Here is a 25,020-nt window from a genome sequence, read left to right as displayed (position 1 = left end):
CGGGCCGCCGCTCACTCCCAGGAGTTGGCGATGTCGAGGATCTCCAGATCGGGTGGGGCCGCGGCGGCAGCTGTCGGGGCGTCCCGGGTCACCAGGTGACAGCGGTAGAGGACGGCGGTGGCGACGGCGTGGGCCACATCGAGAGGCACCTTGCAGCTCGCGGCGATCCGGGCCACCCGGCGGCTGGTCGGACCGTCGTACACCGCGATTCGGATGTCCCGATCGGCGTCCAGGAGCAGGTCGAGCAGATCGGTTGCCGGCGTCCCGGCGAGCTGGAGCTGCGCCTGCCCCAGGCAGAGCGCCGGGATCCACACCTCCTGCTCCGGGTCCTCCTGCGCGAGAGTCAGCAGCGCACCGGGCTCGACGCTGTCCCCCGAGGCGTACGCGAGCAGGGCGCACGTGTCCAGGACGAGCCCGTTCACGCGGCGGCCACCCCGCCCTCGTCGCCGAACTGGCGCAGCCACTGCATGTTCCGGTCGTGCTGCTCGTCGGTGATCGGCGGGTGCTCCGCCAGCCGGCGGCGTGCGCGCTCGACGTCCTCGTCGGTCACCACGTAACCGTGCTCGGCCCAGCGAGCCCGCAGCCCGTCCGCCCGCATCTTCCGCCGCAAAACAGCGGCGATGAAGCCGGACGTCGTGCCGTGCGAGCGCTCGACGTACTCGGCGACGTCGTCGGGCAGGCTGATCGTGATGCGTCGCGTCATACTCTCAGCATAACCGGCGCATACTCCGTTACCGGGACGGCGCGCTGGGTATGGAGGAGCGATGAGGGCGAGTTTCCGGCTCGGCCGGATCGCCGGCGTTCCCGTCGGCGTCAACTGGAGTGTCCTGGTCATCTTCGTGCTGATCGCCTGGACGCTGTCGGCGAGCCTGTTCCCGCGCTCGTACCCCGGCCACTCCGCGCTGGCCTACGTCGCGGCCGGCCTGGCCGCCGCGGTGGTCTTCTTCCTCGGCCTGCTCGCCCACGAGGTGTCGCACGCGGTGGTGGCCAAGCGCAACGGCATCGAGGTCGAGGGGATCACGCTCTGGCTCTTCGGCGGCGTCGCCGAGCTGAAGGGCGAGGCGAAGGACCCGGGCGCCGAGCTGCGGATCGCCGGCGTGGGGCCGCTGGTCAGCCTGGTCATCGGCGTGGTGTTCGGCGCCGTGGCCGTGGCCGTGGCGGTGGCCGGCGGGCACGGCCTGCTGCTCGGCGCGCTGTCCTGGCTGGCCGGCATCAACGTGCTGCTGGCGCTCTTCAACGTGCTCCCGGCGGCGCCGCTGGACGGCGGGCGGCTGCTGCGCGCGGCGGTGTGGAAGGCCACCGGCGACCGGACCCGGGCGTCGGTGGTGGCGGCCGGCGCCGGCCGGGTGCTGGGCATCGTGCTGATCGGCCTCGGGCTGTGGCGGTTCCTCAGCGGGGCCGGGTTCGGTGGGCTCTGGCTGGCGCTGATCGGCTGGTTCCTGATCGGCGCCGCCGGGCAGGAGGAGCGGCAGGCCCGGATGGGCGACGCGCTGCGCGGCATCCGGGTCGGTGACGTGATGACGCCGCAGCCGCAGACCGCGTCCGGCGACCTGACCGTGGCCGAGTTCGTCGACCACTACCTCTTCGCGTACCGGCACTCGGCGTTGCCGCTGACCGAGAACGACCGGCCGGTCGGCCTGGTCACGCTCGACCGGGTACGCGGCGTCGCGGCGGACCGCCGCCCGTCGACCACCCTGGCCGAGGTGTCCTGCCGGGCCGACGAGCTGGTGCTGGCCCGCCCGGACGAGCAGCTCACCGAGCTGCTCCCCCGACTCAACGAGTGCACCGACGGCCGGGCGCTGGTGGTGGTAGACGACCGGCTGGTGGGGATCGTCTCCCCCAGCGACATCAGCCGCGCGGTGCAGCGCGGCAGCCTGCGCCGGCAGTCGTCGGCCGGCCGCTGACCGCCGCCCGGCACCGTCAGTCGCGGGGGAAGTAGCGGTCCAGCTCCTCGGTGCGGAACTTCCCGGCCGGGTCGAACTCGCGTAGCAGGGCGGCGAAGTCGGCGTGCCGGGGGTACGCGGCGGCCGGGTCGCGGTCGAAGAGCTTGCCCCAGTGCGGGCGGGGTGCGAACGGGGCGAGCCGCCGCTCCACCTCGGCCAGCACCGGCGCTACCGCCACCGGGTCGCCGATCCAGGTGAAGTGCACCGCCAGCGTGTCCCGCCGGAAGTTCGGGCTCAGCCACAGCTCGTCGGCGGCCACCGTACGCAGCTCGCAGATCTGGAGCACGGCGGCGATCCGCTCGGCCACCGGGTCGAGCGCGGCCAGCGCCGCCGCCGCGTCGGCCCGGGGCACGTGCCACTCGGACTGGAGTTCGTCGCCGCTGCTGGGGGTGAAGCCGAGCCGGAAGTGCGGCAGCCGCTCGTGCCACGGCCCGGGTTCGCCGAGCTGGGCGGTGCAGTGCTCCGGCGACATGCCGGGCACCGGGTGTTGCGGGGTTTCGGCGGGCACCGTGTCCAGCCAGTCGGCGGCCGGCGGCGGCTGGTCGGCGTCCTGCTTGATCCACACCTGGTCGAGGCGCTCCGACCGCCAACCGGTGAACACGCTGACGCTGTACGCGGCGCCGAGCGCCTCCGCCAGGGCTTCCCGGGGCAGCCCGAGCCGGACGTACTGCCGCACCTCGAACGTTTCGACCACGTCGAGCGTGAGCCGGGTGACCACGCCCAGCGCGCCGAGGTTGACCACCAGGCCGGCGAACCTGGGGTCGGCCCGGTCGACGGTGAGCAGGTCGCCGTCGGCGGTGACCAGTTCCAGCGCGGCCACGGCGGCGGCCAGGTTGCGGTTGCCGACGCCGGAGCCGTGGGTGGCGGTGGCTACCGAGCCGGCCACCGAGATGTGCGGCAGCGAGGCGAGGTTCGCCAGCGCGTACCCCCGGTCCTGGAGCGTGGTGGCCAGGTCGCCGTAGCGCAGGCCGGCGGCGACCGTGACGGTGCCCCGGTCGGGGTCGAGCGCGACGGTGGGTGGCAGCCCGGCGAGCGCGATCTGGGCGCCCGCGGTGTCGCCGAGTCGGTTGAACGAGTGACCGGTGCCGACGGCCCGGACCCGGTCCGCCCCGGCGACCAGCCGGCGCAGCTCGTCCAGGGAGGTCGGCCGGTGCCGGGTCCGGGCCGACCAGCGGACGTTGCCGGCCCAGTTGGTGTCGGTCATGCGCTGCATCATCCGCCATCGCGTGCGGGCAGGGTTGCTCCGGGGTCGCAGCGGGAATCCTGGCGGGATGAGCAGCTACCGCGACCCGAGCCTCCACGGTGACGTGTACCCGTCGGAGGAGGAGATCGATCTGACCGCCCCGGTGCCGACGCCGGCGCCGGAACCCGAACCGGAACCGGCGCCACACCCGGGACCGCTGCCGCGCGACGGGCAGGCGCCGCACGACGGGCCGCTGCCGCACGACGGGCCGGGCCGGTCGATCGTGACCCGGCACCTGGACGGTTCCGTCGAGGTGGTGACCGACCTCGATGGCGACGGCGTGGCCGACGTGGTGCAGGTCGACATCGACGGCGACGGCATCCCGGACGTGATGTACCTGGACAGCGACCGGGACGGCCGACTCGACACCGTACGGCGGGCGTAGGCGGGCTCGTCGGCACCGCTACATCCGGTAGCGGCCGTCACCAGATGTTTGGTCGAAACGGCGGGCGGCGGACACCGGGGCGGCGGGGCCCGCCGCTCAGAGCTGCGGCATCACCTCGGCGGCGACCAGCTCCAGGTGGTCCAGGTCGGCCAGGTCGAGCACCTGGAGGTAGACCCGGTCGGCGCCGGCCTCGGCGTACCGGCCGAGCGTCTCCACCACCTCGGCGGGCGTGCCGGCGGCGCCGTTGGCGCGCAGCTCGGCGGGCTCCCGGCCGATCGCCTCGGCGCGGCGGGCCACCTCGGCGTCGTCGCGCCCGCAGCAGAGCACCAGCGCGTTGGACCAGGTCATGGTGGACGGGTCCCGGTCGATCTCGGCGCAGGCGTCCCGCACCCGCCGGAACTGCGCCGTCGTGTCGGCGACCGAGGCGAACGGCAGGTTGAACTCGTCGGCGTACCGGGCGGCGAGTCGCGGCGTGCGCTTCGGGCCCATGCCGCCGAGCAGGATCGGCGGGTGGGGCCGCTGCACCGGTTTGGGCAGCGCCGGCGAGTCGCTGACCGGGTAGTGCCGGCCGGGGAAGTCGAAGGTGGCGCCGGCCGGGGTGGTCCAGAGCCCGGTGATGATCGCGAGCTGCTCCTCCAGCCGGTCGAACCGCTCGCCCAGCGGCGGGAACGGGATGCCGTAGGCGGCGTGTTCCTCGGCGTACCAGCCGGTGCCGATGCCCAGCTCGACCCGGCCGCCGCTCATCTGGTCGACCTGCGCCACGGTGATGGCGAGCGGGCCGGGCAGGCGAAAGGTGGCGGCGCTCATCAGCGTGCCGAGCCGGATCCGGGTGGTGTCACGGGCCAGGCCGGCGAGCGTGGTCCAGGCGTCGGTCGGACCGGGGTCGCCGTCCACCGAGCCCATCTTCAGGTAGTGGTCGGAGCGGAAGAACGCGGCGAAGCCGGTCTCCTCCGCGCGACGCGCCACGGTGAGCAACTGGTCGTAGCTGGCGCCCTGCTGGGGTTCGGTGAAGATCCGCAGTTCCATGCCCCGAGCATAGGAGCGGTCGACCCAGGTGCGGCGCGATCCACCCCCGTGGCACCGGCCTGGACAGCACCAACCAGTCTATATGCCTTGACCGGCATATAACCGTGGTGACATATTGGCGGGGTGACCGTGGACGCCTTCACCGTGCTGGCCGAGCCCGCCCGACGCGACATCCTCGACCGGCTGCGCCGGGCCGAGAGCAGCGTCGGCGAGCTGGTGGACGCGCTGGGCATGAGCCAACCCGCCGTCTCCAAGCACCTCCGGGTGCTGCGCGAGGCCGGCCTGGTCACCTGCCGCACCGCGGCCCAGCGGCGGATCTACCGGGTGGACACCCGGCCGCTGCGGGCGCTGGACGACTGGCTCGGGCCCTACCGACTGATGTGGACCGAGCACCTCGACGCCCTGGAACGCCATCTCGACCGTCAGGAGTGACGATGCAGCGTGACGACTTCCGCCCCGGCCCGCTCGCCGACGTCGGCCGGGTCCCGGTCGACGACCGGTGGGACCTGGTGCTCGTCCGGAGGCTGCGGCACCCGCCGGAGAAGGTGTGGGCCGCGCTGACCGACCCCGGGCAGCTCGCCGAGTGGGCGCCGTTCCTCGCCGACCGCGATCTCGGCCACCCCGGCGAGGCCATCCTCAGCACGGTCGACGGCGACCGGGCCGATCCGGCGCCGGCCACGGTGCGCCGCGCCGACCGGCCGAGCGTGCTGGAGTACACCTGGGGCGACGGTCTGCTCCGCTGGGAGCTGGCATCGACCGGAGCCGGCACCACGCTGACCCTGCGGCACCGGATCGACCGGCCCGACCTGGCGCCGATGGTGGCCGCCGGCTGGCACCTCTGCCTGGACGTCGCCGGCCACCTGCTCGACGGCGACCCGGTCGGCCCGATCCGTGGCGCCGAGGCGAAGGAGTTCGGTTGGGCGGAGCTGCGTGACGCGTACGCCGAACGCCTGGACCGCGACTGAGGCTCAAGCGGCGTCCGGCAGCGCGATCGCGGTGGCCGCCCGGCGGATCGGCTCGGCCACCCGGCTGATCATCCGCTCCCGGCCGGGCAGGTGCGGCAGGACCCGCAGCATCGTGGTCTGGAACCGGATCTGCCCGGCCGAGCCGAGCACCATGCCCTTGAGGTTCCGCTCGGCCAGCGCCTGGTTCGCCGCGACGAACGGCCGCATCCGGCGTTCGTACGCGGCGAACCCGGCCGCCGGCCGCCCGCCCGCCTCGGCCAGCGCGGCGGCCAGCACGTACGCGCCGACCAGTCCCAGGCTGGTGCCCTGTCCGGACGCCGGGGACGCGGCGTACGCGGCGTCGCCGACCAGGCCGATCCGACCGGTCGACCAACTCTCCATCCGCACCCGGCTCATCGCGTCGAGGTAGAGGTCGGGCGCGTCGGCCGCCGCGGCGAGCAGCTCGGGCACCCGCCAGCCGGCACCGGCGAAGGCTCCGCTCAACACGGCCGGATGAGGGCGTCCAAGCACGTCGGCAGGCGAGCGGAAGAGGAAGAGCGCCCGGGCGTCGGGCGCGCCCGCCGTCCGGTAGACGCCGACGGTCCGTCCGGGCTCCGGGTGCAGCAGCTCGACCCGCTCCTCGCCCAGGGCTGCCGGCACCGTGCAGATGGCGATGTGGTGCCCGAGCGGACGCAGGTGCGCCGACGCCGGGCCGAACGCGAGCCGACGTACCGCGGAGTGCGGTCCGTCGGCACCGATCACCAGGTCGAAGCGGCGGTGGTCGCCTCGCGCGAACGTCACGTCCACCCCGTCGGCGTCGGCGTGCAGCGCGGTGACCGAGTCGCCGAACCGGTGTTCCACGTCGGCGGCGGTCCGCAGGATGCGGGTCAGGTCGCCGCGCATGATTTCCACGTCGTCGGCCGAGCGGCCGCCGAAGAGCGCGGCGTCCATCGTGGCGAGTTGCCGGCCGCTCCGGTCGAGGAAGCGGGCCAGCCGCATCCCGGTGTCGCGGGCCCGCACCGGCGCGGCGAGGCCCATCCGGTCCAGCACGGTCAGGGCGGCGCCCCGCACGTCGACCTTGTAGCCGCCGTCGCGGGGGGCCGGGGCCCGCTCGACGATGGTCGGCCGGAAGCCGTGGCGACGCAGCCACCAGACGAGCGCGGAGCCGGCGACACCAGCGCCGGAGATCAGTACATCGGTCATGGCGATGACGGTACGTGCCGTGTGAGACGTTTGTGCAAGACGGATGTTCAAAGGCGTGGGTACGCTGCCCGCATGGGAAATCGGGAGGACCTGCTCGCCGGCGCGAAGCGCTGCCTGATCGAGAAGGGCTACGGCGCCACCACCGCCCGGGACGTCGCCGCCGCGGCCGGCACCAGCCTGGCCGCCATCGGCTACCACTTCCGCACCACCCGGGCGCTGCTCGACGAGGCGCTCGTCGAGGCGATGGCGGAGTGGGGCGAGGAACTGGACCGCGCCCTGGCCCACGACGGCGACCCGGAGCGGCGGTTCGAGGCGGCATGGGAACGCATCATCGAATCGTTCGCCCGGTTGCGCCCGCTCTGGGCGGTCCAGTTCGAGCTGATCGCTCGGATGGACCGTTCCCCCGAGCTGCGCGTGGCGTTCGCCGACGCCAACCGCCGGGCGCGCCTCGGCCTGGCCGAGGCGTTCCACCGGCTCGACCCGGACGCGGACGAGACCACCGCACTCACGCTCGGCGCGTTCCACCAGGCGCTGCTCGGCGGCGTGGCCGCGCAGTGGCTGGTCGACCCGGACGCCGCCCCCTCGGCGCGGGAGCTGACCCGCGCGCTGCGGATCGTCGCCCGGGAGCTGGGCCCCGACCGCCCGGCGTGACCGTCAGCCCGCCGCCACCCGGCCGACCAGGTCGAACGTCGACCGGGCGGCCTCGACGCCGTCCGTCAGCTCTTCGGCGGACCACTCCCGCCCGGCCACCGCGACCCGGAAGGTCCGCCAGTCGCGGCCCGGCTCGCCGCCGGCCCGGCGGAAGAAGCCCGTCGCCTCCCCCGCCCGCAGGCCCAGCCGACGCTCCACCTCCGGCGCGATCACCCGGCCACCCAGGGCGCTGCCCAGCAGGACGTAGCGGCCACCGACGGCCCGGGCGGTGGTGGTGAGGTCCAGGCCCGACGACGCGTCGGCCGGTCGGTCGACCGCGACGCCGAGAGCGGTGAGGTCGGTCCGCAGCAACGCGGCGGCCTCACCGATCCGGGGGGCGAGCGGAAGCCCGGACCAGTCCGCGCCGGCCAGGTCCCGCTCCACCGGCGCCCAGGCGGCGAGCAACCCGACCAGCACGGCGGCGAGATCGCCCCGGGTGCGGATCCGGTCGGGCAGATCCAGCCGGCGCTCCACCGCGGTGTGGTGGTCACGGGTGCCGTCCCGCAGCGCGGCCAGCATCGGCGACACCTCGGCCGGACGGCGGGGCTGATCGGGCATCCGGCGAGTATGCCCCGCCCCGGCCCGCGGCGCACATTCCCGGAATCGTTACGACGGGAATCGCCCCGCGGGCCGGCCCGTCCGATTCGGAATGGGACGGCGGAGTCGACCGGCAAGCCGCGGGCGGATATGACGAACGCATGACGGTTCGCTATCAGCGCCTTCATATTCGCGACGGACCGCGCAACCTCACGTAATCGCCCAGACGTAACTCACGGACCAGTGGAAACGCTCTCTGCGCGGGCGTGGCGCGCGCGTACCGGAACGGATCGGTCGACCGAATTCGGGTGTCAATTTTTGTGTGCAGGTCCACACGCCCCGCAGTCCCGGCTGGAATGTCGGCGATGACGTCGGTAGGTTTCTCGGCCGGCCCTCGTGAGCCACCCAATCTGACCGATGTTGATTCGACGGACGAGACCGAAGACGGCCCCCACGGGCGTCGGAGAGGGGATCGTGTCCGCGCTCGCAGTGCAGTCGCTCTACAAAATATTCGGGAATCGAGCTTACGAAGCGGTAAGACGCCTGGCGGACGGCGCGCCGCGCGCCGAGGCGCTGGCCGGGCTCCCGGCCACCGCCGCCGTCATCGACGCGACCTTCGAGGTACGCCCCGGCGAGATCTTCGTCGTGATGGGCCTTTCCGGCTCCGGGAAGTCGACCCTCATCCGGATGCTCAACGGCCTGCTCCGTCCCACCTCCGGCAGCGTCCGGGTGGACGGGGTGGAGCTGACCTCGCTCCGGCCCGCCGCACTGCGCAAGCTCCGCCGGGACAAGATCAGCATGGTCTTCCAGCACTTCGCGCTCATGCCGCACCGCACGGTGGCGGAGAACGCCGGGTACGCGCTGGAGGTCGCCGGCCTGCCCAAGGCGGAGCGACGCGAGCGGGCGATGGAAGCCCTGCGCATGGTCGGCCTCACCGAGTGGGCGGACAACCTCCCGCACGACCTCTCCGGCGGCATGCGGCAACGGGTCGGCCTGGCGCGCGCGCTGGCCGCCGGCACCGACATCCTGCTCATGGACGAGGCGTTCTCGGCGCTCGACCCGCTCATCCGGCGGGAGATCCAGGACCAGCTCCTGGAACTCCAGGCCGAGCTGGGCAAGACGATCATCTTCATCACCCACGACCTCAACGAGGCGATGCGCCTCGGCGACCGGATCGCGGTGATGCGGGACGGTCGGATCGTCCAGATCGGCACCGCCGAGGAGATTCTCACCGACCCGGCCAACGGGTACGTGGCACAGTTCGTGGCCGACGTGGACCGCACCCGCATCCTCACCGCCGCCTCGGTGATGGAGAAGCCGCACCAGGTGCTCGACGTGAGCGCCGGGCCGCGGGTCGCGGCGAAGGCGCTGCGGGAGACGCAGACCTCGGTGGTCTACGTGACCGGCCCGGGCAAGCGGTTCCTCGGCACGGTCACCGAGGACGAGGTGCTGCGTGCGCTGCGCGAGAACCGGACCAGCCTCGACGGCCACGTCTCGACCGACCAGGTCCGCACCGTCACCGAGGACACCTCGGTCGCCGACCTCTTCGCCGACTGCGCGGAGAGCCGACACCCGGTCGCCGTGCTGGACGACCGGGGACGGCTGGCCGGGGTGATCCCCCGGATCACGCTGCTCAGCGCGCTGGCCAGCGCCGCACCCGACGAGCCGGCCGAGCCGGACCCGGCGGAGCCCACCGACATCGAACTGGTCACCGCAGAGGAGACACCGGCATGAGCCTGCGCGAGTTCCCGCTCGACGCCGCGCTGCCCCGAGTGCCGCTCGGCGAGTGGGTCGAGTCCGCCGTGGACTGGGCCACCCGTACCCTCGGGCCGGTCTTCGACGCGATCACGGCCGGGGTCGAGGCCCTGGTCGGCCCGCTCGAACAACTGCTCAACGGCGTGCCGGCGGTGGCCGTCGTAGCGGTGCTGGCCGGGCTCGGCTGGTGGCTGCGTGGCTGGAAGTTCGCCCTCGGCGCGGCGGTCGGCCTCCTGCTGGTGGCCGGCATGCCCTACTGGGAGGAGACCATGAGCACGCTCGCGCAGGTGCTCGTGGCCAGCGTGCTCGCCCTGCTGCTGGCGGTCCCGGTGGGCGTCTTCGTGGCCGAGAACAGGCGGGCCTCCGCGCTGGCCCGGCCGGTGCTGGACTTCATGCAGACGATGCCGGCGTTCGTCTACCTGATCCCGGCGCTCTTCTTCTTCGGCATCGGCACGGTGCCGGGCGTGCTGGCGACCGTGGTGTTCAGCATGCCGCCCGGCGTCCGCCTGACCGAGCTGGGCCTGCGCCAGGTCGACAAGGAGATCGTCCAGGCCGCCGAGTCCTTCGGCGCGCCACCGTGGATGGTGCTGCTGCGCACCAAGGTGCCGCTGGCGCTGCCGACCATCATGACCGGCGTCAACCAGGTGATCATGCTGTCGCTGTCCATGGTGGTCATCGCCGGCATGGTCGGCGCCGGCGGCCTCGGCGACGTGATCATCTTCGCGCTCTCCCAGGTCGAGGTGGGCAGCGGGTTCGAGGGCGGGATCGCCGTCGTGGTCCTCGCCGTCGTGCTCGACCGGCTCACCGACTCACTGGGCGACCGGTTCCCCTCCGCGCGGGCGCAACGCCTCGCGCGGGAGGCTGCCTGACCCGTCGCCCGTCCGGCCGGCACCCCTGCTTCCGCGTACGCGCAAGCGCCGGCAACCTCGCAAGGAAAGGAAACTCTGTGTTCACGACAGTGAAGCGCGTCCTCGCGCTGGCGGTTACCGCCGCCCTGGCCCTCGGCGGCGCGACCGCCTGCGGCGACTCCTCGGACGGCGCGTCCGGCGGCGACAAGAAGATCACCATCGGCTACATGGCCTGGGACGAGGCGATCGCCGCCTCGCACCTGTGGCAGCACATCCTTGCGGACAAGGGCTACCAGGTCGAGCTGAAGAACCTGGAGGCCGGCCTGGTCTACGGCGGTCTCGCCAACGGCGACATCGACCTGTTCCTGGACGGCTGGCTGCCGCTGACCCACGCCTCCTACCTGGAGAAGTACGGCGACAAGCTGGAGAAGCTGGGCGTCTGGCACGACGACGCCAGCCTCAGCATCGCGGTGCCGAAGTACGTCGAGGGCATCGACTCGCTGGAGGACCTGGCCGCCAAGGCCGGCACGTTCGGCGGCGAGATGGTCGGCATCGAGCCGGGTGCCGGCCTCACCAAGGCCACCCAGGAGCAGGTGCTGCCGAAGTACGGGCTGGAGGGGTCGATGAAGCTCAAGACGTCCTCCACCCCGGCCATGCTGGCCGCGCTCGACGGCGCCATCGCGAACAAGAAGCCGATCGTGGTCACGCTCTGGCACCCGCACTGGGCCTACGCCAAGTACGAGCTGAAGGACCTGGCCGACCCGAAGGGCACGCTGGGCCAGGCCGAGCAGATCAACACGTTCGGCCGCCAGGGCTTCGGCAAGGACTTCCCGGAGGTCGCCGACATGCTGAGGAAGTTCAAGATGGACGGTGACCAGCTCGCCTCGCTGGAGGAGCTGATGTTCACCACGCACAAGGGCGACGAGGAGAAGGCCGTCGAGGAGTGGCTGAAGGCCAACCCCGACTACCTCAAGACGCTCGCCTGAGCGATCCGGTGCTGACGAGGGGCCCTGCCGGTTCGGCGGGGCCCCTCGTCGTCAACGGTCGAGGTGGTCGCCGGGCGCGGTCTGCAACAGCCAGGCCAGCGGCATCCGGGCGTGTTCGGCGTACCGGCCGTCGCCGGTCAGCTCGTGGAGCGTCACGGTCTGCGCGCCGTCGCGATCCACCACCCAGTAGCGCGGGATGCCGGCCGAGGCGTACTCCCGGACCTTGGTCACCGAGTCCATCGCCTCCGAACCGGGCGAGACGATCTCGACCGCCAGCACGAGGTCGGCCACGGCCGACCAGACCCCACGCCCGGGCGGCTTGCGCCATACGCTCAGGTCGGGGATCCGGCCGCCGTCGCCGTTGCGCCCGGGAACGCGTACGCCGACCGCTTGGAGCACCTGTTCGGCGGGCCAGCCGGCCATGATCAGCCAGGCGAAGAGGCGGCTCGCGATGATCGCGTGCTCCGAGTCGGGCGGCGGCATGACCGACAGGACCCCCTCGGGGCTGGTCTCGTAGCGGTGACCGTTCGCGTCGGCGGCGTTCATCGTCGCCACGTCGTCGAGCGTCACGACGGCGGGCATGTGCATGCCGACGGCCTCAGCGCTCATGCCGCCATCCTAGGCGAGCGGAGCGCGGCACCCGGCAGGTCGGCGCGGTGTGTGCGCCGGTGTCAGCGCGGTGTGCGCCCGCTGCCAGCGGCCCCCGCCAAGGTCGGTGCCATGAGTTACGCATTCGAGGCGGAGGGCCTGGTCAAGCGGTTCGGTACGACGACCGCGCTGGCCGGGATCGACCTCGCCGCACGACGGGGGACCGTGCTGGGGGTGCTGGGGCCGAACGGCGCCGGCAAGACCACCGCGGTGCGGATCCTCGCCACCCTGCTGCGCCCGGACTCCGGGCGCGCCACCGTCGGTGGCCACGACGTGGTCCGCGACGCCGGCCAGGTGCGCCGGCTGATCGGGCTGACCGGGCAGTACGCCTCGGTCGACGAGGACCTGACCGGCACCCAGAACCTGGTGCTGATCGGCCGGCTGCTCGACCTGAGCCGGCGCGACGCGCGGGCCCGGGCGGCGGAGCTGCTCGCCTGGTTCGACCTGACCGAGGCGGCCGGACGCCCGGCCAAGACGTACTCCGGTGGCATGCGCCGCCGGCTGGACCTGGCCGCCAGCCTGGTCGGCCGGCCGGACGTGATCTACCTGGACGAGCCGACGACCGGCCTGGACCCGGCGAAGCGCGAGGAGATGTGGGGGGTGGTCCGCTCGCTCGTCGACGACGGCTCGACGGTGCTGCTCACCACGCAGTACCTGGACGAGGCGGACGCGCTCGCCGACGAGATCTCGGTGATCGACCACGGCCGGGTGATCGCCCACGGCACGCCGGGCGAGCTGAAGCGGATCGCCGGCAGCCAGACCATCGTGGTCCGGCCGACCGAGCCGGAGCGGATCGGCGAGGTCGCCGACATCCTGCGCGCCGGCACCGGCGTCGAACCCGAGCTGCCCCGACCCGGCCTGCTGACCGTGCCGGTGGAGAACGACGCGACGTTCACCGCGGTGGTCCGCCGGCTCGACGAGGCGGGCATCGGGGTGGTCGAGTTGGCGCTGCGGCTGCCCAGCCTGGACGAGGTGTTCTTCACGTTGACCGGCCACGGCGCCGAGGAGCCCACGGAGGTGGCGGCATGACCACGACCATCCGCGCGGCGGCGACGCCGCCCCGGACCGGCGCGCCCCGGGCCGGCAGCCGCCCGTTCGGGCTGGCCCGGCACAGCCTGTCGCTCGCCGGCCGGAGCCTGATCAAGACGCTGCGCACCCCGGAGCAACTGCTGGACGTGACGCTTCAGCCGATCGTCTTCGTGGTCATCTTCGTCTACCTGCTGGGCGGCGCGATCTCCGGCTCGCAGCACGCCTACCTGGAGTTCCTGCTCCCGGCGATCATGGTGCAGACCGTGCTGTTCGCGTCCATCGCGACCGGGGTCAGCCTGAACACCGACGTGGAGAAGGGCGTCTTCGACCGCTTCCGCAGCCTGCCGATCGCCCGCTCCGCACCGCTTGTCGGCTCCGTGGTCGGCGACCTGGTCCGGTTCGTGGTCTCCATCGTGGTGCTGTTCGCGTTCGGCTACGCCATCGGCTTCCGGATCGGCACCGATCCGCTGTCCACGCTGGCGGCCTGCCTGCTGACCATCGCGTTCGCGTTCGCGGTGAGCTGGATCGGCGTCCTGCTCGGCGTGCTCATGCGCAGCCCGGGCGCCGTCCAGGGCACCGCGTTCCTGCTGCTGTTCCCGCTGACCTTCGGCACCAACATGATGGTGCCGACCGACACGCTGCCCGGCTGGTTGCAGTGGTGGGTCGGGGTGAACCCGGTGGCCGACGTGATGGAGGCGGCCCGGGGACTGGTCATCGGCGGCCCGGTCGCCGGGCCGGTGACCCGCTCACTCCTCTGGACCGTGGCGATCATCGCGGTCTTCGCGCCGCTCGCCGTCCGGGCCTACCGGCGTCGCGCCTGACCGGTCGCATCGAGCCGGGTCGCCGCCCACGGACGCGAGGGCGTCGGCCCGGCTCAGCCCGTGCCCCCGGGCGTACGCGGCGGCGTAACCGTCGTCGCCCAACTTCTCGCGCAGCCGCTCGGCGAGCCGCTGCGCGTCCGCGTCGGACCGGTCCGGCCAGCCGCGCAGCGAGTCGGAGGTGCCGAGCATCTCGGCGGCCCGCTCGTAGCGGCCCTCCGCCTCGGCGACCGCGACCCAGCCGACCGCGATGATCGCGACCACCGGCATGTCCCGGGCGACCAGGGCCCGGTCGGTGGCCTCGGTCAGGCACACCCGTGCCTCCGGCACGTCGCCCCGGGCGAGCGCGAGGTGCCCCATCGCGGCCTGAAGCAGCCCCCGGAACTGCGGCGCGACCAGCGGCGCCTGCTCCTGGCGGCGCATCGCCTCGGCGAAGCACTCCGCCGCCTCGTCGAGCGAGCCCTCGATCCGGGCGATGCCCCCGAGCATCATCAACCCGAACGCGGCGTCCCGGCCGTCCCGGTCGGCCGCCCGGGCGGCGACGAACCGACGCAGCTCCGCCTTGGCCCCGGCGATGTCGCCGGCACGGGCCTGGATGCCGGCCAGCCAGATCAGTTGGAAACTCGGCTCGGCGGTCGGATCGAGTTCGCGGACCAGCCGCGCCGACTCCTCAAGCGCCGCCGTCGCCGCCGCGAAGTCACCGCGCTTGGTCAGCGCGTCGGCGTACTGGCTGAGGACCATCGACAGGCTCCACCGCTCGCCGACGGCGCGCAGCTCCTCGACCGCGCCGGTCAGGTCGCGCAGCATGCCCTCGGCGTCGCCGTCGTTCTCCTTGATCTGGCCGCGCATCGCCAGCAACGTCCCGTCGGTCCACGGGTTGGGGTGCCCGCGCGCCCGGTCCACGGCCTCGATGCCGGCCGCCGTGTCGTCGGTGAAGATCGACAGAGCCGGTTCGAGCAACGCCACGATCGGGTGGCGTGCACCCTCCGCCGCCCGCACCGCGTCGGTCAGCTCCGCGACCCGCTCGGGCGTCGGTTCGCGGGCGCTGTGGAACATCTCCGTGATCACCCGGATGGCGAGCACCACGGCCCGCTCCGCCGCCGGCGCCGACCCGGGCAACGCCAGCGCGCGGGCCAGCACGTCACCGCCGATCCCGCCGTCGTCGCCCCAGATGATCAGCGGCAGCGCCAGGTCCGCGCCGATCCGCAGCGCGGTGTCCGCGTCACCGGCGTCGCAGGCGAAGTGCAGCGCACCGACGATGTTCTCCCGCTCCGCCGTCAGCAGCCGCAGCCAGGGCAACTGGCCGGCGGTGCGCAGGTGCGGCTCCGCGGTCGCCACCAGGTCCCGGAAGTACGCGGCGTACGCGGCGCGCGCCTCGGCGGCGACCCCGGTGGCGGCGAGCCGCTCCAGCCCGTACTCCCGGATGGTCTCCAGCATCCGGAACCGCCCGTCGCCGACCACCTGAAGCAGCGACTTGTCGACCAGCGCGTCGAGCAGCGCGGCGGCGGCCGGCCCGGCGACGCCGGCGGCCGACTCGGCGGTGACCGAGGCGGGGAACACGGCGAGCCGCTCGGCCAGCCGGCGCTCGTTGCCGGTGAGCAGCCCCCAGCTCCAGTCCACCACCGCCCGCAGCGTCCGGTGCCGGGGCAGCGCGGTCCGGCTGCCGCCGGTCAGCAGCCGGAACCGGTCGTCCAGACCGGCCGCGACCTGCCGCGGCGAGAGCGTCCGCAGCCGCGCCGCGGCCAGCTCGATGGCGAGCGGCAGACCGTCCAGCCGGCGGCAGATCTCCACCACGTCGGCGACGTTGTCGTCGGTCACCGCGAACCCGGCCCGCACGGCCCCGGCCCGGTCGCGCAGCAACTGCACCGACGGGTACGCCGACGCGTCGGCCGGCGTCGCGTCCGCCGGTGGCAGCCGCAACGGCGGTACGGGTTCCAGCGCCTCGCCGACGATGCCCAGCGGCTCGCGGGACGTGGCCAGCACGATCAGCCCCGGGCACCGGCCGAGCAGCTCCTCCGCGAGTCGGGCAGCGGCCTCCACCACGTGCTCGCAGTTGTCCAGCACGATCAGCGTCTCGTCGGCGGCGATCGCGTCGACCAGCCGCCCGAGCGTGTCCCGCACCGTCGGCCGGGCCGGTTCCCGCGGCCGGTCCCGCCGGCCGAGCGTGTCGAGCACGGCGCGCGGCACGTCGGCCGGATCGGTGATCGGCGCCAGCTCGACCAGCCAGGCCCCGCCGGGTACGCCGCCGGCCAGCCGTCCCGCCGCGGCGCTCGCCAGCCGGGTCTTGCCGGCCCCGCCCGGCCCGATCAGCGTGACCAGCCGGTTGCCGTCGAGCAGGCCGGTGAGCCGGCTCAGGTCCTCGTCCCGCCCGACGAACGTGGTGAGCGCGGCGCGTAGGTTCCCGCGCGGCGCGGCGGCCACCGGCGGCGGGGCCGCGTCGCCCCGCAGCAGGGCCAGGTGTGCCGCCCGCAGCTCGGGCGAGGGGTCCACGCCCAGTTCGTCGGCGAGCCGTGCCCGAACCCGCTCGTACCCGGCCAGCGCCTCGGCGGGTCGCCCGGCGGCGGCGAGCGTCCGCAGGCGCAGCGCGGCCAGGCGCTCCCGCAGCGGGTGCGCCGCGGTCAACTCGTCCAGCTCGGCGACCAGCAGCTCGGGGCGGCCGGTCCGCAGCTCCGCCTCGATCCGGTCCTCCTGCGCGGTGAGCCGCAGCTCCGCCAGCCGCGCCACCGCCGCCGCCGCGTAGGGCGCGTCGCCGACCTCCGCCAGCGCCGGGCCACGCCACAGCGCCAGCGCTTCCCGCAGCGTCGCCAGCGCCCGGGGCGCGTCCCCGTCCCGCAGCGCCTCCCGGCCGTCCCGGGTTAGCCGCGTGAACCGCTCGGCGTCCACGTCGTCCGGGTCCAGGTCGAGCCGGTAACCGGCCGGGCCGCTGCGGACGCCCAGGCCGGGCACCGCCCGGCGGAGCCGGGACACCAGCGTCTGCACGGCGTTCACGGTGTCGGCGGGCGGCGCGTCCGCCCAGAGCGCCTCGGCCAGCGCCGACACGCTCACCGGCTGGCCCGGGTCGAGGGCGAGGCGGATCAGCAGCGCCCGCAGCCGCGCCCCGGCGACGTCGACGGGCCGCTCGCCGTCGCGGACCTCCAGCGGCCCGAGGATCCCCACCCGCACGCTGCCACTCTCTCATCCGCGCACCAGCAGGCCATGCGGCTGGGGCGGTGGCGGGCAGGTCAGTCGGCGGTGCCCGGCCAGACGGTCACCCGGATCTTCCAGCCGCCCTCGATCGGCGAGACGAACTCGACGAACGCGACGTGGACCTCCCCCCGCGTGTGCACGCAGTATCGGCTGCCCTTGCGATAGGTGGAGTCGATCGTCGCGTATCCGTTCAGCAGGGCGATGCAGTCCTGCCGGCTCGGCACGCCGGCCGAACTCCACCTGGCCAGGCCCGCCCAGATGGGAAAGCTGTGGACCAAGCCGCCTGCGTCGTAGATGTCGATCTCGGGGTCCGGCCGGGTGGCCACTCTGGGCGGGCACCCGACCTCCCGCGTTCTTCCCGGCACCGATCATCACACACGGCCGCTCCTCGGCACGGCCCCGCGACCACCACCGGCCGAACGCACGGCGGGATGTACGAGGGCCGAATACGGCGTGCCCGTGGCAGCCGCCGCCGAACTGGACTAAGCTCCTAGCTAACCGAAGGGGTGCTCATGTCTGCCGAGGTGCACTACAACATGCACGACGCCAAGACCCACCTCTCGCGGATCATCGAGCGGGTGGAACGCGGCGAGGAGATCATCATCGACCGGGCGGGGACGCCGGTCGCGAAGGTCGTGCCCCTGGTCCGACGGACCAACCGCACCGCCATCGGGTCACTCGCGGGGCAGCTCGACCTCTCCGGCGACTGGGACTCACCAGAGACCAACGCCGAGATCGCGGCTGACTTCGGCGTCGGTGCATGAGCCTCCTGCTGGACACCCACGTCGCGCTCTGGGCCATTGCCGGGGACTCGACGCTCGACTCCGAATTCCTCGACCGGTTGCGCCACGACCCCGACATCTTCCTGTCCCCGGTCAGCCTGTGGGAGATCACCACCAAACAAGGCTTGGGCAAGCTCGACGGGCCGGCTGATCTCGCCGAACGGATCCGGAACATGGGCTTCCACGAGCTACCCGTGACCCACGCCCACGCGATCTGCGCCGGCCGGCTGCCACCCCATCACCGTGACCCGTTCGACCGCATGTTGGTGGCCCAAGCGGTCACCGAGCACATGACCTTGGCTTCACGCGACGGCTCGATCGCGCAGTACGACGTCGACATCCTCAAGGTTTGACCGCACCGGCATCCCCCGCTCCCGCTCCCTCGCTGACACCCACGACGTTCCACCCATGCCCCGCCGCGCCCGTCAACCGGACGCCGTGGGTGTCTCGAGGCGTGTTCCGAAGTGTCGCGGCCGGCGCCGCGCCGGCGGTTCAGTGCGGCGGGGCGAACACGGACGTGAAGATGACGACCAGCGACGCCACCGAGACGACGGCGGCGCCGAGGGCCACGTCGACCGTCACCGCCAACACGAGCCCGACCAGCGCCAACCCCATGCCGGCGAACACCACGACGCGCTGCTTCCTGGTGCGGCGGGACCACGCCGCCCGCTGCCGGTCCATGCCGCCACGGTGTCACGGGTGGCCGCGTTCCGCAGCCCGGGCCGCGTCGCGCACGGCCGGCGCGGGCCGGATGTCAGTCGTCGCCGCGGACCCGGGCGTGCAGGTGCATGTCGTGCGGCCCGTCCGCGTGCACGGCGGCGCGGCGTCTGGTGCCCTCCGGACGGAAGCCGGCCTTGACCGCGACCCGGCAGGAGGGGTGGTTGCGGGTCGAGTGGTCGAGTTCGAGGCGGTGGAAGCCGGCCGCACCCAGCGCCCAGTCGCTCACCGCCCGCAACGACCGGGAGGCCAGGCCCGCGCCGCGAGCGGCCGGGACCACCCAGTACGCGCACACCGCCACCCCGTCACCGAGGTCCATGCCGCCCAGGACCATGCGTCCCAGCATGGCGCCGCCGCCGTACGTCATCGCCCAGCTCGCCGCCGTCTCCTGCCGCCACGCCCGGCGGTAGAACGCGAACCACTCGCGGACCTGCTCCTCCGAGGCGGGCCGGCGGGTGTGCCAGCGTCGGACCTCCGGATCCTGGTAGGCCGCCAGGAACGTCGACGCGTCGCCGTCCTGCCAGGGCCGTAGGACAAGGTCGCCGGCGGCGAGCGTCGGCTGCGGGCCGGCAGCGAGGGTGCCGGCGGGAATCGTCGGGGGTGTCGAGAGTGGAAACCGCACCCACCCATCCTCCACCCGATCGGACCCTAGGATCGGGCGGTGAGCAGAATCGACCGGGCGAGCAGGACCATCGCCTCGACACCGGCGGCGGTCTACGACGCGCTCCTGCGCCGGGACGCGCTCGAGGCGTGGCTGCCGCCCCAGGGCATGCGCGGGCGGATCGAGCAGTGGGATCCCCGGCCCGGCGGCGGGTTCCGGATGGTCCTCACCTATCTCGACCCCACCGACAGCCCCGGCAAGACGTCAGACACGACGGACGTCGTCGACGTCGGGTTCGCCGACCTGGTACGGCCGGCGCGGGTGGTGCAGACCGCGGTGTTCCAGGCCGACGACCCGGCGTACGCCGGCACCATGACGATGACCTGGCACCTCGCCGCGGCCGGCGCCGGCACCGAGGTGACGGTCACCGCGACCGGCGTGCCGCCCGGCATCGACCAGGCCGTCCACGAGGAGGGCATCGCGTCCTCGCTGGCCAACCTCGCCGCGTACGTCGAGCGCGGCGCATGACGGCGGTGGCGGCGGGGGTCTTCCGTCGCACTCCTCTCGATCGGTCCGACCAGCGCGTCGCGTGGGACCGCGACGATCAGGCGTTCTTCGCCGCGGGTGCGTGCCACATCCTGGCCTGGACGTGCCGGGACGCCTACCCGGACCGGCCGGTCGGGCTCGCCGGGCTGCGCTTCGCCGACGACCCGCAGGTCTGGCACGTCTACGCGACCTGGGCCGGGTGGGCGTTCGACCATTCCGGCTGGCACCCGGAGCCGGACCTGCTGGCGGCCAACCGCGACTTCGAGAGCCGGCCGGTGGAAGCCGTCGCGCTCGCCGACGACCTGGCCGAGTTCTGTGCGGCGCACCACAGCCGGATGCCGCACCAGTACTGGGCGGATCCGCTCCCCCGCGCCCGCGCCTACCTGAGGCGGCACACACCGCCCTGGATGTAGCGCGTGCCGCTATTTCCTATCGCCGCGAACACGCTGGCCGCTCTCCGATCGGTCGACGCCGGCCCGGAGCACGTCGTGCGTACCGTCGTCTACGTCGTCAGCGCCGACCAGGCCGTGCTGGCCCAGGTGTGGCAGCGGTTCCTGGCCTCGCCCCTCGCGGCCGCGTTCACGACCGCCAGCACCCTGCTCGGGGTGGCCCAGCTCGATTTCACCGGGCAGCTGGTCGAACTTGACGTGACCGCGGCGTTGCCCGAGGCGTCGTAGGCCCGGCCTTGTCGTAGGACTCACGGGCGTCGAGCAACTCGCCCCAGTGCCGCTCGGTCCAGGCGCACGCCACCGCGATTGGTTCGAGCATGCTGCGGCCCAGCGGCGTCAGCTCGTACTCGACGTGCGACGTCCGTCCCGGGTGGACGGCGCGGGTCACCAGGCCGTCCCGTTCGAGGGCGCGCAGCGACTGGGTGAGCACCTTGGGGGTGACCCGGCGCAGCGGCACCCGCAGCTCGGAGAACCGGCGCGGGCCGCCTTCGAGGCACCGGATGACGAGCGCCGCCCACTTGTCGCCGAACCGGATCGGGTTGAGCGACGACGGGCACAGCTCGTCGAACATGTCGGCGGGCAACGGCTGCCTCATCCCATCCACGATACGGGTATCCCGGCGGTAACCGCCGCCGCCGATACGGTCGCCGAACCGGCCGGGCGTAACAGTTCCGGCCCTGGCGAGAGGCGTTCCGACATGAACATCGTGGTCTTCGGCGCGGGCGGTCGCGCCGGGCGAGCGGCCGTCGGCGAGGCGCGGCGACGCGGCCACCAGGTCACCGCCGTGGTACGCGACCCGGCGCGCCACCCCGACCCGCTCGACGCGCGGGTGGTGGCGGGCGACGTCACCGACGCGGAGAGCGTCGCCCGGGCGGCCGGCGGGCACGACGCAGCCGTCAGCGCGGCGGTGGACCTGAGCGCGCCGCCGCACGACTTCTTCACCGCCGCGGCCCGCGCGCTGGCCACCGGGCTGGCCCGGGCGGGCGTACGCCGGCTGGTGGTGGTCGGCCTGGCGTCGGTCCTGCCCGGGCCGTCCGGCGCCGCCCTGATGGACGAGCCCGGATGTCCGGACGCGTACCGCGACTTCCACCTGGGTCACGCCGCCGGCCTGGCCGAGCTGCGGGCCTGCGCACTCGACTGGGCGTACGTGGCACCGGCCGGTGACTTCGACCGTGGTAGGGCGCGCACCGGCCGCTACCGGTCAGCCGCGCACGGCGATCCGGCCAGCCGGATCAGCTACCCGGACTTCGCGATCGCGCTGCTCGACGAGGTCGAGGATCCGCGCCATCATCAGCGCACCGCGAGCATCCGAGAGGTGTGACGGCCGGCTCGCCGGTCGGTCCTCGGGTCCGGCGCCGTCAGCTCGGCTGTCGGAGGCGGTTGGTAGAAGTGCGTCGAGCATCGAGGAGAGGAGACGGATGGTGGACACACGCGACGCGGCCGACCGGTGGGCGAGCGTCTGGGCCCAGGGATGGCCCGCGAAGGACACCGACGGCCTCGTCGGCCTGCTGGCCGAGGACGGCGTGCACTGGGCGTCGATGTTCCGGCCCTACCGTGGACGTGCCGGCCTGCGCGACTATCTGCGGGAGTGCTTCGACGAGGAGACCCGCCCCGCCGAGGTCTGGTTCGACGAGGCGCGGGTCGACGGTGACACGGCGGCCGTGGAGTACTGGGCCGTGACCTACCCGAACGGCCAGGCCCTCACCATCTCCGGCTGCACGCTGCTGCGCTTCGACCGCGCGGGGCTGGTGACCGAGGCTCGCGACTACTCCCACGTCAGCACGGGCCGCACCCCGCCCCCGGCCGGCCTGATCCGCTGAACGGCAGGCCCGGCCCCGCCGGAGCCGGAGCGGCCCCGCGCCTACCGCCGACGCGACGGCGTAGGCGCTGATCAGGAGCAGCACGACGGCCGCGACCGCGGCGAGGGTCACTCGCTTCGGATTGCTGATCATCACCGAGGTGGCCGGGCGGCCAACCGGAACCGGACCGCGAGGTCGTCGGCGAGGTCGCGCACGTCACGCGAGCCGTCGACGGTCACCGCCGGCAGGCCCGACGCGACGGCCTGGCGGCGGATCTCGGCGTCCCACAGTTCGTCGCGCGCCAGCCGCAGGACCAACGCCTCGTCGTGGTCGCCGTCTCCCCAGTTCGCCCGGGCCCGGGCCGGGTCGCCGAACCGGGCACGCAACGCCCGGTCCCGGAACGCCGGCGTCGGCAGGAGGAACGCCGCCTGCTCCGGCCACGTCAGCAGCGGGGCGACCTCCCCGGGGCAGGGTACGGAAGTCGTCGACCAGGACCGGACGATCGGCGGGCAGCGCCAGCAGGTCGTCCACCACGAACCCGAACGTCTCGCCGTGCAGGCTCGGCATCGACTCGTAGATCTCCTGCGCGCTGCGGCCGTTCCACCGCCGCGCCTCCGGGGCGTGCAGCAACGCCCAGAGGTACGGCTGTTCCGCCGCGGTGCACCGGCCGACGTAGCCGCGCTCCGCGCGGTCGCCGTCGTAGACCAGCACGTCGTGCTGCTCGGCCAGGGCCCGGGCCAGGGTGCTCTTGCCCGACCCGGTGCCCCCGGCGAGCCACCGCACGTGCGAGAGACGGTGAGCGAGGTCCGCGGGACGCCTCACCGCCCGGCGGCCTCCCGCGCGTGCCGCTCCACCATGTCGCGATGCGCGGCCCAGTGCGCCGCGTCCGCCGCCGGCACGTTCGTCGTCGTACGCAGCAGCCCGACCGTGCCGTCGATCAGCTCCCGGACGATGTCGGCGTGACCGGCGTGGCGCTGCGTCTCGGCGGTCACGTGAACCAGGACCTGATGCAGCGTCACCTCGCCGCCGTCGCCCCACCACGGCACCCGACCGACCGCGTCCAGCGGCAACGCCTCGATCGTCGCGTCCGCGTGTGCCCAGGCCTGCCGGTACAAGTCGACGATGGACTCGCGCGACTCCGTCGGCAGCGCCCAGGCCTCCCACGCCTCCTCGCCCTCCGGCCACCGAGGAACGGCGTCGCTCGGACGCCCGAAGGTCTCACCGAAGTATCCGAACTCGCCTCGGGCCAGGTGTTTGACCAGGCCCAGCAGGTTCGTGCCGGTGGCCGTCAACGGGCGCCGGGCGTCGTACTCGCTCAGCCCGTCGAGCTTCCACACCATCGCCTCGCGCGCCCCGCTCAGGTAGTCGCGCAGATCCGCCTTCGGGTCGTAGATCGCCATGGCGGACAGCATGCAGCATCGACCGTCGGCGCGGAGCCCCGGTTGCGCATGTGCCACGATCCTCGACGATGCGTCTCCCGTACGGTCTGCTCGTCGCGTCCGTCGCGGCCGGCCTGCTCTCGGTCGCGGCGGCGCTGCTCGCCATGCGGACCGCGTCGCTGCGGATCGGTCTGGTCATGCTGCTCGCACTGGTCGGCCACGTGCTGGCGAGCCCGGGTGTGCGCCGGGTCAGGTGGGCCGTCGCCGCGGGCGTCGGGCTACGGGCCGTGGCGACGGCGACCCGGCTGATCTGGTACCAGGAGCAGGCCGACGATGCCGGCTGGCCGACCACCGGCCAGGGGTTGGCGAGGGCGGCCCTGGCGGCGCACTGGCGGGAACAGATCGACCGGGAGAGGCTCGCCGCGCTGGGCGTGGCGCTCGGCGTCCTCTGTCTCGCGGTCGGGGTCGCGGCGCTGCCGTCCCGCGGCCGGTGGCGGTGCGCGCGGGAACGGACGACCTGCCTCGGGTGTCGGAGGCCGTCGAGGTGGCAGTCGCGCTCGCCGGGACGGGGCTGGTGGCCGTCGGTGCGCTGCGCAGTTCCGGCGAGGCCGGCGCTTCCTAGGTGGACGCCGCACAAGGGTCGATCTCGCGGTGCAGTGCGGTCCGGCCGCTGCCGCTAGGATCTCCCTGTTTTTTGCCTGCAACGGGGAAGACCTTCCACATGCGATCAAAGTTGGCGGCCGGTGTCCTGGTGGCGCTCGCCTTTCTGATTCCGGCCGCGCCGGCGGCGGCTCAGGCCCAGACGCCCGGGTTGGACCCGGCCTGCCAGACGGTCGAGCGCAAGGTCTACAAGGACATCCGCGAACTCGTCACCATCGACCTGGACACCGCCACCACCACCCAGGTGCGTCTGCTGGCCAACCAGATCCTGGCCGAGGCGAACCGTGAGCAGTTGACCGCCCTGCCGGACGCCATTCAGGAGCGGCTCGACGGCACGGCTGACGAACTGCGCGCGTTCCTCAAGGCGGACTTGAGCGGCGCCTGGTTGGCGGCGCTGCGGGTCGAGGCGTACCGGACCTTGACGAACGCCGGCCCCAACGTGCAGGACGCGGCGAAGAAGGCGCTCGACGACGGGTCCATCGACGTCCTCCTGGCCTACCTGAACAACGGCGTGTACGAGGCGCGGGAGCTGGACTGCAAGTCGCAGCCCACCGCGACCCCGACGTCGCAGCCCACCGCCACGCCGAGCGCCACAACGACCGCCGTACCGACCTCCGCTCCTTCCGTCAGCCCGGGCGCTCCCGGCGGCGAGGGTGGCGGGTTGCCGGTGACCGGTTCCGACACCGCGACCGTGGCCGGCATCGGCGGTGCGCTCCTGCTCCTCGGCGGCGTGGGCTTCGTGATCGGCCGCCGGCGCCGGGCCCGCTTCGTGGCCTGACCCCCCGCCCGACGCGCCCGTCCCGACACCCCGTCGGGCCGGGCGCGTCCTGCGCGGTGCGGGACGCG

General features: G+C 73.6%; 33 protein-coding genes. 19 read left to right on the top strand and 14 right to left on the bottom strand.

The window, feature by feature from the left end; all coding sequences use genetic code 11:
* Nucleotides 1-11 precede the first annotated feature (11 nt).
* The gene (locus tag O7618_RS02005) at nucleotides 12-422 is read right to left on the bottom strand and encodes a hypothetical protein (RefSeq protein WP_278104233.1); all 411 of its coding nucleotides are present in this window, start codon (nucleotides 420-422) and stop codon (nucleotides 12-14) included.
* Nucleotides 419-703, bottom strand: coding sequence for a hypothetical protein (locus O7618_RS02000; protein ID WP_278104232.1), 285 nt, complete (start codon nucleotides 701-703; stop codon nucleotides 419-421). Before O7618_RS02000 ends, O7618_RS02005 begins: the two co-directional genes overlap by 4 nt.
* A 61-nt stretch (nucleotides 704-764) precedes the next feature.
* Here O7618_RS02000 and O7618_RS01995 point away from each other — a divergent pair, with 61 nt between their 5' ends.
* Nucleotides 765-1,904 (top strand): site-2 protease family protein, encoded by a 1,140-nt coding sequence (locus tag O7618_RS01995; protein WP_278104231.1) that lies wholly within the window; start codon nucleotides 765-767, stop codon nucleotides 1,902-1,904.
* Between the two features lie 16 nt (nucleotides 1,905-1,920).
* On the opposite strand, the gene O7618_RS01990 is transcribed toward O7618_RS01995, so the two are convergent.
* On the bottom strand, nucleotides 1,921-3,147 hold the full coding sequence (locus tag O7618_RS01990) for an FAD-binding protein (protein WP_278104230.1): 1,227 nt from the start codon (nucleotides 3,145-3,147) through the stop codon (nucleotides 1,921-1,923).
* A gap of 67 nt (nucleotides 3,148-3,214) precedes the next feature.
* Between O7618_RS01990 and O7618_RS01985 the strand changes: the two genes are divergently transcribed.
* The gene (locus tag O7618_RS01985; protein WP_278104229.1) at nucleotides 3,215-3,571 is read left to right on the top strand and encodes a hypothetical protein; all 357 of its coding nucleotides are present in this window, start codon (nucleotides 3,215-3,217) and stop codon (nucleotides 3,569-3,571) included.
* A gap of 96 nt (nucleotides 3,572-3,667) precedes the next feature.
* On the opposite strand, the gene O7618_RS01980 is transcribed toward O7618_RS01985, so the two are convergent.
* The gene (locus O7618_RS01980) at nucleotides 3,668-4,597 is read right to left on the bottom strand and encodes an LLM class F420-dependent oxidoreductase (protein WP_278104228.1); all 930 of its coding nucleotides are present in this window, start codon (nucleotides 4,595-4,597) and stop codon (nucleotides 3,668-3,670) included.
* Nucleotides 4,598-4,720: 123 nt separating this feature from the next.
* Between O7618_RS01980 and O7618_RS01975 the strand changes: the two genes are divergently transcribed.
* Nucleotides 4,721-5,029, top strand: a complete 309-nt coding sequence (locus tag O7618_RS01975; protein WP_278104227.1) for a metalloregulator ArsR/SmtB family transcription factor — start codon at nucleotides 4,721-4,723, stop codon at nucleotides 5,027-5,029.
* 2 nt (nucleotides 5,030-5,031) lie between these two features.
* Nucleotides 5,032-5,562 carry an SRPBCC family protein gene (locus O7618_RS01970; protein ID WP_278104226.1) on the top strand — a complete coding sequence of 177 codons (531 nt, stop codon included), beginning with the start codon at nucleotides 5,032-5,034 and terminating at the stop codon, nucleotides 5,560-5,562.
* A 3-nt stretch (nucleotides 5,563-5,565) separates the two neighbouring features.
* Here the strand turns inward: O7618_RS01970 and O7618_RS01965 are convergent, their stop codons facing one another.
* Nucleotides 5,566-6,744 (bottom strand): FAD-dependent monooxygenase, encoded by a 1,179-nt coding sequence (locus tag O7618_RS01965; protein ID WP_278104225.1) that lies wholly within the window; start codon nucleotides 6,742-6,744, stop codon nucleotides 5,566-5,568.
* 72 nt (nucleotides 6,745-6,816) lie between these two features.
* Here O7618_RS01965 and O7618_RS01960 point away from each other — a divergent pair, with 72 nt between their 5' ends.
* Complete coding sequence (locus tag O7618_RS01960) at nucleotides 6,817-7,395, top strand: TetR/AcrR family transcriptional regulator (RefSeq protein ID WP_278104224.1); 579 nt, start codon at nucleotides 6,817-6,819, stop codon at nucleotides 7,393-7,395.
* Nucleotides 7,396-7,398: 3 nt separating this feature from the next.
* Here O7618_RS01960 and O7618_RS01955 read toward each other — a convergent pair whose 3' ends face one another.
* Nucleotides 7,399-7,992, bottom strand: a complete 594-nt coding sequence (locus tag O7618_RS01955) for a biliverdin-producing heme oxygenase (protein ID WP_278104223.1) — start codon at nucleotides 7,990-7,992, stop codon at nucleotides 7,399-7,401.
* Between the two features lie 453 nt (nucleotides 7,993-8,445).
* Here O7618_RS01955 and O7618_RS01950 point away from each other — a divergent pair, with 453 nt between their 5' ends.
* The 3 genes from O7618_RS01950 to O7618_RS01940 all read left to right on the top strand — a co-directional run bounded on the left by O7618_RS01950 (nucleotide 8,446) and on the right by O7618_RS01940 (nucleotide 11,560).
* Complete coding sequence (locus tag O7618_RS01950; RefSeq protein WP_278104222.1) at nucleotides 8,446-9,705, top strand: glycine betaine/L-proline ABC transporter ATP-binding protein; 1,260 nt, start codon at nucleotides 8,446-8,448, stop codon at nucleotides 9,703-9,705.
* Nucleotides 9,702-10,595 (top strand): ABC transporter permease subunit, encoded by an 894-nt coding sequence (locus O7618_RS01945; RefSeq protein ID WP_278104221.1) that lies wholly within the window; start codon nucleotides 9,702-9,704, stop codon nucleotides 10,593-10,595. Before O7618_RS01950 ends, O7618_RS01945 begins: the two co-directional genes overlap by 4 nt.
* A 77-nt stretch (nucleotides 10,596-10,672) precedes the next feature.
* Nucleotides 10,673-11,560, top strand: coding sequence for a glycine betaine ABC transporter substrate-binding protein (locus tag O7618_RS01940; RefSeq protein WP_278104220.1), 888 nt, complete (start codon nucleotides 10,673-10,675; stop codon nucleotides 11,558-11,560).
* A 51-nt stretch (nucleotides 11,561-11,611) separates the two neighbouring features.
* Here the strand turns inward: O7618_RS01940 and O7618_RS01935 are convergent, their stop codons facing one another.
* On the bottom strand, nucleotides 11,612-12,169 hold the full coding sequence (locus O7618_RS01935; RefSeq protein WP_278104219.1) for a Uma2 family endonuclease: 558 nt from the start codon (nucleotides 12,167-12,169) through the stop codon (nucleotides 11,612-11,614).
* A gap of 111 nt (nucleotides 12,170-12,280) precedes the next feature.
* Between O7618_RS01935 and O7618_RS01930 the strand changes: the two genes are divergently transcribed.
* The gene (locus O7618_RS01930) at nucleotides 12,281-13,237 is read left to right on the top strand and encodes an ATP-binding cassette domain-containing protein (protein WP_278104218.1); all 957 of its coding nucleotides are present in this window, start codon (nucleotides 12,281-12,283) and stop codon (nucleotides 13,235-13,237) included.
* A complete protein-coding gene (locus O7618_RS01925) occupies nucleotides 13,234-14,058 on the top strand; it encodes an ABC transporter permease (protein ID WP_278104217.1) in 825 nt (274 codons plus the stop codon). The genes O7618_RS01930 and O7618_RS01925 overlap by 4 nt, the downstream gene beginning before the upstream one ends.
* On the opposite strand, the gene O7618_RS01920 is transcribed toward O7618_RS01925, so the two are convergent.
* A complete protein-coding gene (locus O7618_RS01920) occupies nucleotides 13,984-17,217 on the bottom strand; it encodes a BTAD domain-containing putative transcriptional regulator (protein ID WP_278104216.1) in 3,234 nt (1,077 codons plus the stop codon). The two genes, O7618_RS01925 and O7618_RS01920, sit on opposite strands and share 75 nt — an antisense overlap.
* A gap of 59 nt (nucleotides 17,218-17,276) precedes the next feature.
* On the bottom strand, nucleotides 17,277-17,567 hold the full coding sequence (locus O7618_RS01915; protein ID WP_278104215.1) for a hypothetical protein: 291 nt from the start codon (nucleotides 17,565-17,567) through the stop codon (nucleotides 17,277-17,279).
* A gap of 186 nt (nucleotides 17,568-17,753) precedes the next feature.
* Between O7618_RS01915 and O7618_RS01910 the strand changes: the two genes are divergently transcribed.
* Together O7618_RS01910 and O7618_RS01905 are read left to right on the top strand one after the other, a co-directional pair.
* Entirely contained in the window at nucleotides 17,754-18,005 is a 252-nt protein-coding gene (locus O7618_RS01910; RefSeq protein ID WP_278104214.1) for a type II toxin-antitoxin system prevent-host-death family antitoxin, read from the top strand.
* Nucleotides 18,002-18,376 carry a type II toxin-antitoxin system VapC family toxin gene (locus O7618_RS01905; RefSeq protein WP_278104213.1) on the top strand — a complete coding sequence of 125 codons (375 nt, stop codon included), beginning with the start codon at nucleotides 18,002-18,004 and terminating at the stop codon, nucleotides 18,374-18,376. The genes O7618_RS01910 and O7618_RS01905 overlap by 4 nt, the downstream gene beginning before the upstream one ends.
* 139 nt (nucleotides 18,377-18,515) lie before the next feature.
* On the opposite strand, the gene O7618_RS01900 is transcribed toward O7618_RS01905, so the two are convergent.
* A complete protein-coding gene (locus O7618_RS01900) occupies nucleotides 18,516-18,704 on the bottom strand; it encodes a hypothetical protein (protein ID WP_278104212.1) in 189 nt (62 codons plus the stop codon).
* A 73-nt stretch (nucleotides 18,705-18,777) separates the two neighbouring features.
* Nucleotides 18,778-19,362 carry a GNAT family N-acetyltransferase gene (locus tag O7618_RS01895; protein WP_278104211.1) on the bottom strand — a complete coding sequence of 195 codons (585 nt, stop codon included), beginning with the start codon at nucleotides 19,360-19,362 and terminating at the stop codon, nucleotides 18,778-18,780.
* A 39-nt stretch (nucleotides 19,363-19,401) separates the two neighbouring features.
* Here O7618_RS01895 and O7618_RS01890 point away from each other — a divergent pair, with 39 nt between their 5' ends.
* Genes O7618_RS01890 through O7618_RS01880 form a run of 3 tightly spaced genes read left to right on the top strand, consistent with a single transcriptional unit; the run spans nucleotide 19,402 to nucleotide 20,564 of the window.
* A complete protein-coding gene (locus O7618_RS01890) occupies nucleotides 19,402-19,869 on the top strand; it encodes an SRPBCC family protein (RefSeq protein WP_278104210.1) in 468 nt (155 codons plus the stop codon).
* Nucleotides 19,866-20,300 carry a hypothetical protein gene (locus O7618_RS01885; RefSeq protein WP_278104209.1) on the top strand — a complete coding sequence of 145 codons (435 nt, stop codon included), beginning with the start codon at nucleotides 19,866-19,868 and terminating at the stop codon, nucleotides 20,298-20,300. Before O7618_RS01890 ends, O7618_RS01885 begins: the two co-directional genes overlap by 4 nt.
* A 3-nt stretch (nucleotides 20,301-20,303) precedes the next feature.
* On the top strand, nucleotides 20,304-20,564 hold the full coding sequence (locus O7618_RS01880) for a Rid family hydrolase (protein WP_278104208.1): 261 nt from the start codon (nucleotides 20,304-20,306) through the stop codon (nucleotides 20,562-20,564).
* Here O7618_RS01880 and O7618_RS01875 read toward each other — a convergent pair.
* Nucleotides 20,509-20,931, bottom strand: a complete 423-nt coding sequence (locus O7618_RS01875; protein ID WP_278104207.1) for a helix-turn-helix domain-containing protein — start codon at nucleotides 20,929-20,931, stop codon at nucleotides 20,509-20,511. The two genes, O7618_RS01880 and O7618_RS01875, sit on opposite strands and share 56 nt — an antisense overlap.
* Nucleotides 20,932-21,033: 102 nt before the next feature.
* On the opposite strand from O7618_RS01875, the gene O7618_RS01870 reads away from it, so the two are divergent.
* Complete coding sequence (locus tag O7618_RS01870; protein ID WP_278104206.1) at nucleotides 21,034-21,657, top strand: NAD(P)H-binding protein; 624 nt, start codon at nucleotides 21,034-21,036, stop codon at nucleotides 21,655-21,657.
* A 97-nt stretch (nucleotides 21,658-21,754) separates the two neighbouring features.
* The gene (locus O7618_RS01865; RefSeq protein ID WP_278104205.1) at nucleotides 21,755-22,156 is read left to right on the top strand and encodes a nuclear transport factor 2 family protein; all 402 of its coding nucleotides are present in this window, start codon (nucleotides 21,755-21,757) and stop codon (nucleotides 22,154-22,156) included.
* 131 nt (nucleotides 22,157-22,287) lie between these two features.
* Here O7618_RS01865 and O7618_RS01860 read toward each other — a convergent pair whose 3' ends face one another.
* Nucleotides 22,288-22,521, bottom strand: coding sequence for a hypothetical protein (locus O7618_RS01860; protein ID WP_278104204.1), 234 nt, complete (start codon nucleotides 22,519-22,521; stop codon nucleotides 22,288-22,290).
* Nucleotides 22,522-22,953: 432 nt separating this feature from the next.
* Nucleotides 22,954-23,535 (bottom strand): DinB family protein, encoded by a 582-nt coding sequence (locus tag O7618_RS01855; protein WP_278104203.1) that lies wholly within the window; start codon nucleotides 23,533-23,535, stop codon nucleotides 22,954-22,956.
* A gap of 68 nt (nucleotides 23,536-23,603) precedes the next feature.
* On the opposite strand from O7618_RS01855, the gene O7618_RS01850 reads away from it, so the two are divergent.
* Nucleotides 23,604-24,194 carry a hypothetical protein gene (locus O7618_RS01850; protein ID WP_278104202.1) on the top strand — a complete coding sequence of 197 codons (591 nt, stop codon included), beginning with the start codon at nucleotides 23,604-23,606 and terminating at the stop codon, nucleotides 24,192-24,194.
* A gap of 41 nt (nucleotides 24,195-24,235) precedes the next feature.
* Complete coding sequence (locus O7618_RS01845; RefSeq protein WP_278104201.1) at nucleotides 24,236-24,952, top strand: LPXTG cell wall anchor domain-containing protein; 717 nt, start codon at nucleotides 24,236-24,238, stop codon at nucleotides 24,950-24,952.
* Nucleotides 24,953-25,020 lie beyond the last annotated feature (68 nt).

The sequence above is a fragment of the Micromonospora sp. WMMD980 genome, from assembly GCF_029626035.1.
GTDB lineage: Bacteria > Actinomycetota > Actinomycetes > Mycobacteriales > Micromonosporaceae > Micromonospora.
The sequence above is the reverse complement of the archived record's forward strand: the minus strand, read 5'-3'. Positions and strand labels throughout refer to the sequence as shown.

What these genes read in the sequence shown, in the direction of transcription:
- O7618_RS02000 (WP_278104232.1), bottom strand. Translation starts at nt 703, where the DNA reads ATGACGCGACGCATCACGATCAGCCTGCCCGACGACGTCGCCGAGTAC.
- O7618_RS01995 (WP_278104231.1), top strand. Translation starts at nt 765, where the DNA reads ATGAGGGCGAGTTTCCGGCTCGGCCGGATCGCCGGCGTTCCCGTCGGC.
- O7618_RS01990 (WP_278104230.1), bottom strand. Translation starts at nt 3,147, where the DNA reads ATGACCGACACCAACTGGGCCGGCAACGTCCGCTGGTCGGCCCGGACC.
- O7618_RS01985 (WP_278104229.1), top strand. Translation starts at nt 3,215, where the DNA reads ATGAGCAGCTACCGCGACCCGAGCCTCCACGGTGACGTGTACCCGTCG.
- O7618_RS01980 (WP_278104228.1), bottom strand. Translation starts at nt 4,597, where the DNA reads ATGGAACTGCGGATCTTCACCGAACCCCAGCAGGGCGCCAGCTACGAC.
- O7618_RS01970 (WP_278104226.1), top strand. Translation starts at nt 5,032, where the DNA reads ATGCAGCGTGACGACTTCCGCCCCGGCCCGCTCGCCGACGTCGGCCGG.
- O7618_RS01965 (WP_278104225.1), bottom strand. Translation starts at nt 6,744, where the DNA reads ATGACCGATGTACTGATCTCCGGCGCTGGTGTCGCCGGCTCCGCGCTC.
- O7618_RS01960 (WP_278104224.1), top strand. Translation starts at nt 6,817, where the DNA reads ATGGGAAATCGGGAGGACCTGCTCGCCGGCGCGAAGCGCTGCCTGATC.
- O7618_RS01955 (WP_278104223.1), bottom strand. Translation starts at nt 7,992, where the DNA reads ATGCCCGATCAGCCCCGCCGTCCGGCCGAGGTGTCGCCGATGCTGGCC.
- O7618_RS01945 (WP_278104221.1), top strand. Translation starts at nt 9,702, where the DNA reads ATGAGCCTGCGCGAGTTCCCGCTCGACGCCGCGCTGCCCCGAGTGCCG.
- O7618_RS01935 (WP_278104219.1), bottom strand. Translation starts at nt 12,169, where the DNA reads ATGAGCGCTGAGGCCGTCGGCATGCACATGCCCGCCGTCGTGACGCTC.
- O7618_RS01930 (WP_278104218.1), top strand. Translation starts at nt 12,281, where the DNA reads ATGAGTTACGCATTCGAGGCGGAGGGCCTGGTCAAGCGGTTCGGTACG.
- O7618_RS01925 (WP_278104217.1), top strand. Translation starts at nt 13,234, where the DNA reads ATGACCACGACCATCCGCGCGGCGGCGACGCCGCCCCGGACCGGCGCG.
- O7618_RS01910 (WP_278104214.1), top strand. Translation starts at nt 17,754, where the DNA reads ATGTCTGCCGAGGTGCACTACAACATGCACGACGCCAAGACCCACCTC.
- O7618_RS01905 (WP_278104213.1), top strand. Translation starts at nt 18,002, where the DNA reads ATGAGCCTCCTGCTGGACACCCACGTCGCGCTCTGGGCCATTGCCGGG.
- O7618_RS01900 (WP_278104212.1), bottom strand. Translation starts at nt 18,704, where the DNA reads ATGGACCGGCAGCGGGCGGCGTGGTCCCGCCGCACCAGGAAGCAGCGC.
- O7618_RS01885 (WP_278104209.1), top strand. Translation starts at nt 19,866, where the DNA reads ATGACGGCGGTGGCGGCGGGGGTCTTCCGTCGCACTCCTCTCGATCGG.
- O7618_RS01875 (WP_278104207.1), bottom strand. Translation starts at nt 20,931, where the DNA reads ATGAGGCAGCCGTTGCCCGCCGACATGTTCGACGAGCTGTGCCCGTCG.
- O7618_RS01870 (WP_278104206.1), top strand. Translation starts at nt 21,034, where the DNA reads ATGAACATCGTGGTCTTCGGCGCGGGCGGTCGCGCCGGGCGAGCGGCC.
- O7618_RS01865 (WP_278104205.1), top strand. Translation starts at nt 21,755, where the DNA reads ATGGTGGACACACGCGACGCGGCCGACCGGTGGGCGAGCGTCTGGGCC.
- O7618_RS01855 (WP_278104203.1), bottom strand. Translation starts at nt 23,535, where the DNA reads ATGGCGATCTACGACCCGAAGGCGGATCTGCGCGACTACCTGAGCGGG.
- O7618_RS01850 (WP_278104202.1), top strand. Translation starts at nt 23,604, where the DNA reads ATGCGTCTCCCGTACGGTCTGCTCGTCGCGTCCGTCGCGGCCGGCCTG.
- O7618_RS01845 (WP_278104201.1), top strand. Translation starts at nt 24,236, where the DNA reads ATGCGATCAAAGTTGGCGGCCGGTGTCCTGGTGGCGCTCGCCTTTCTG.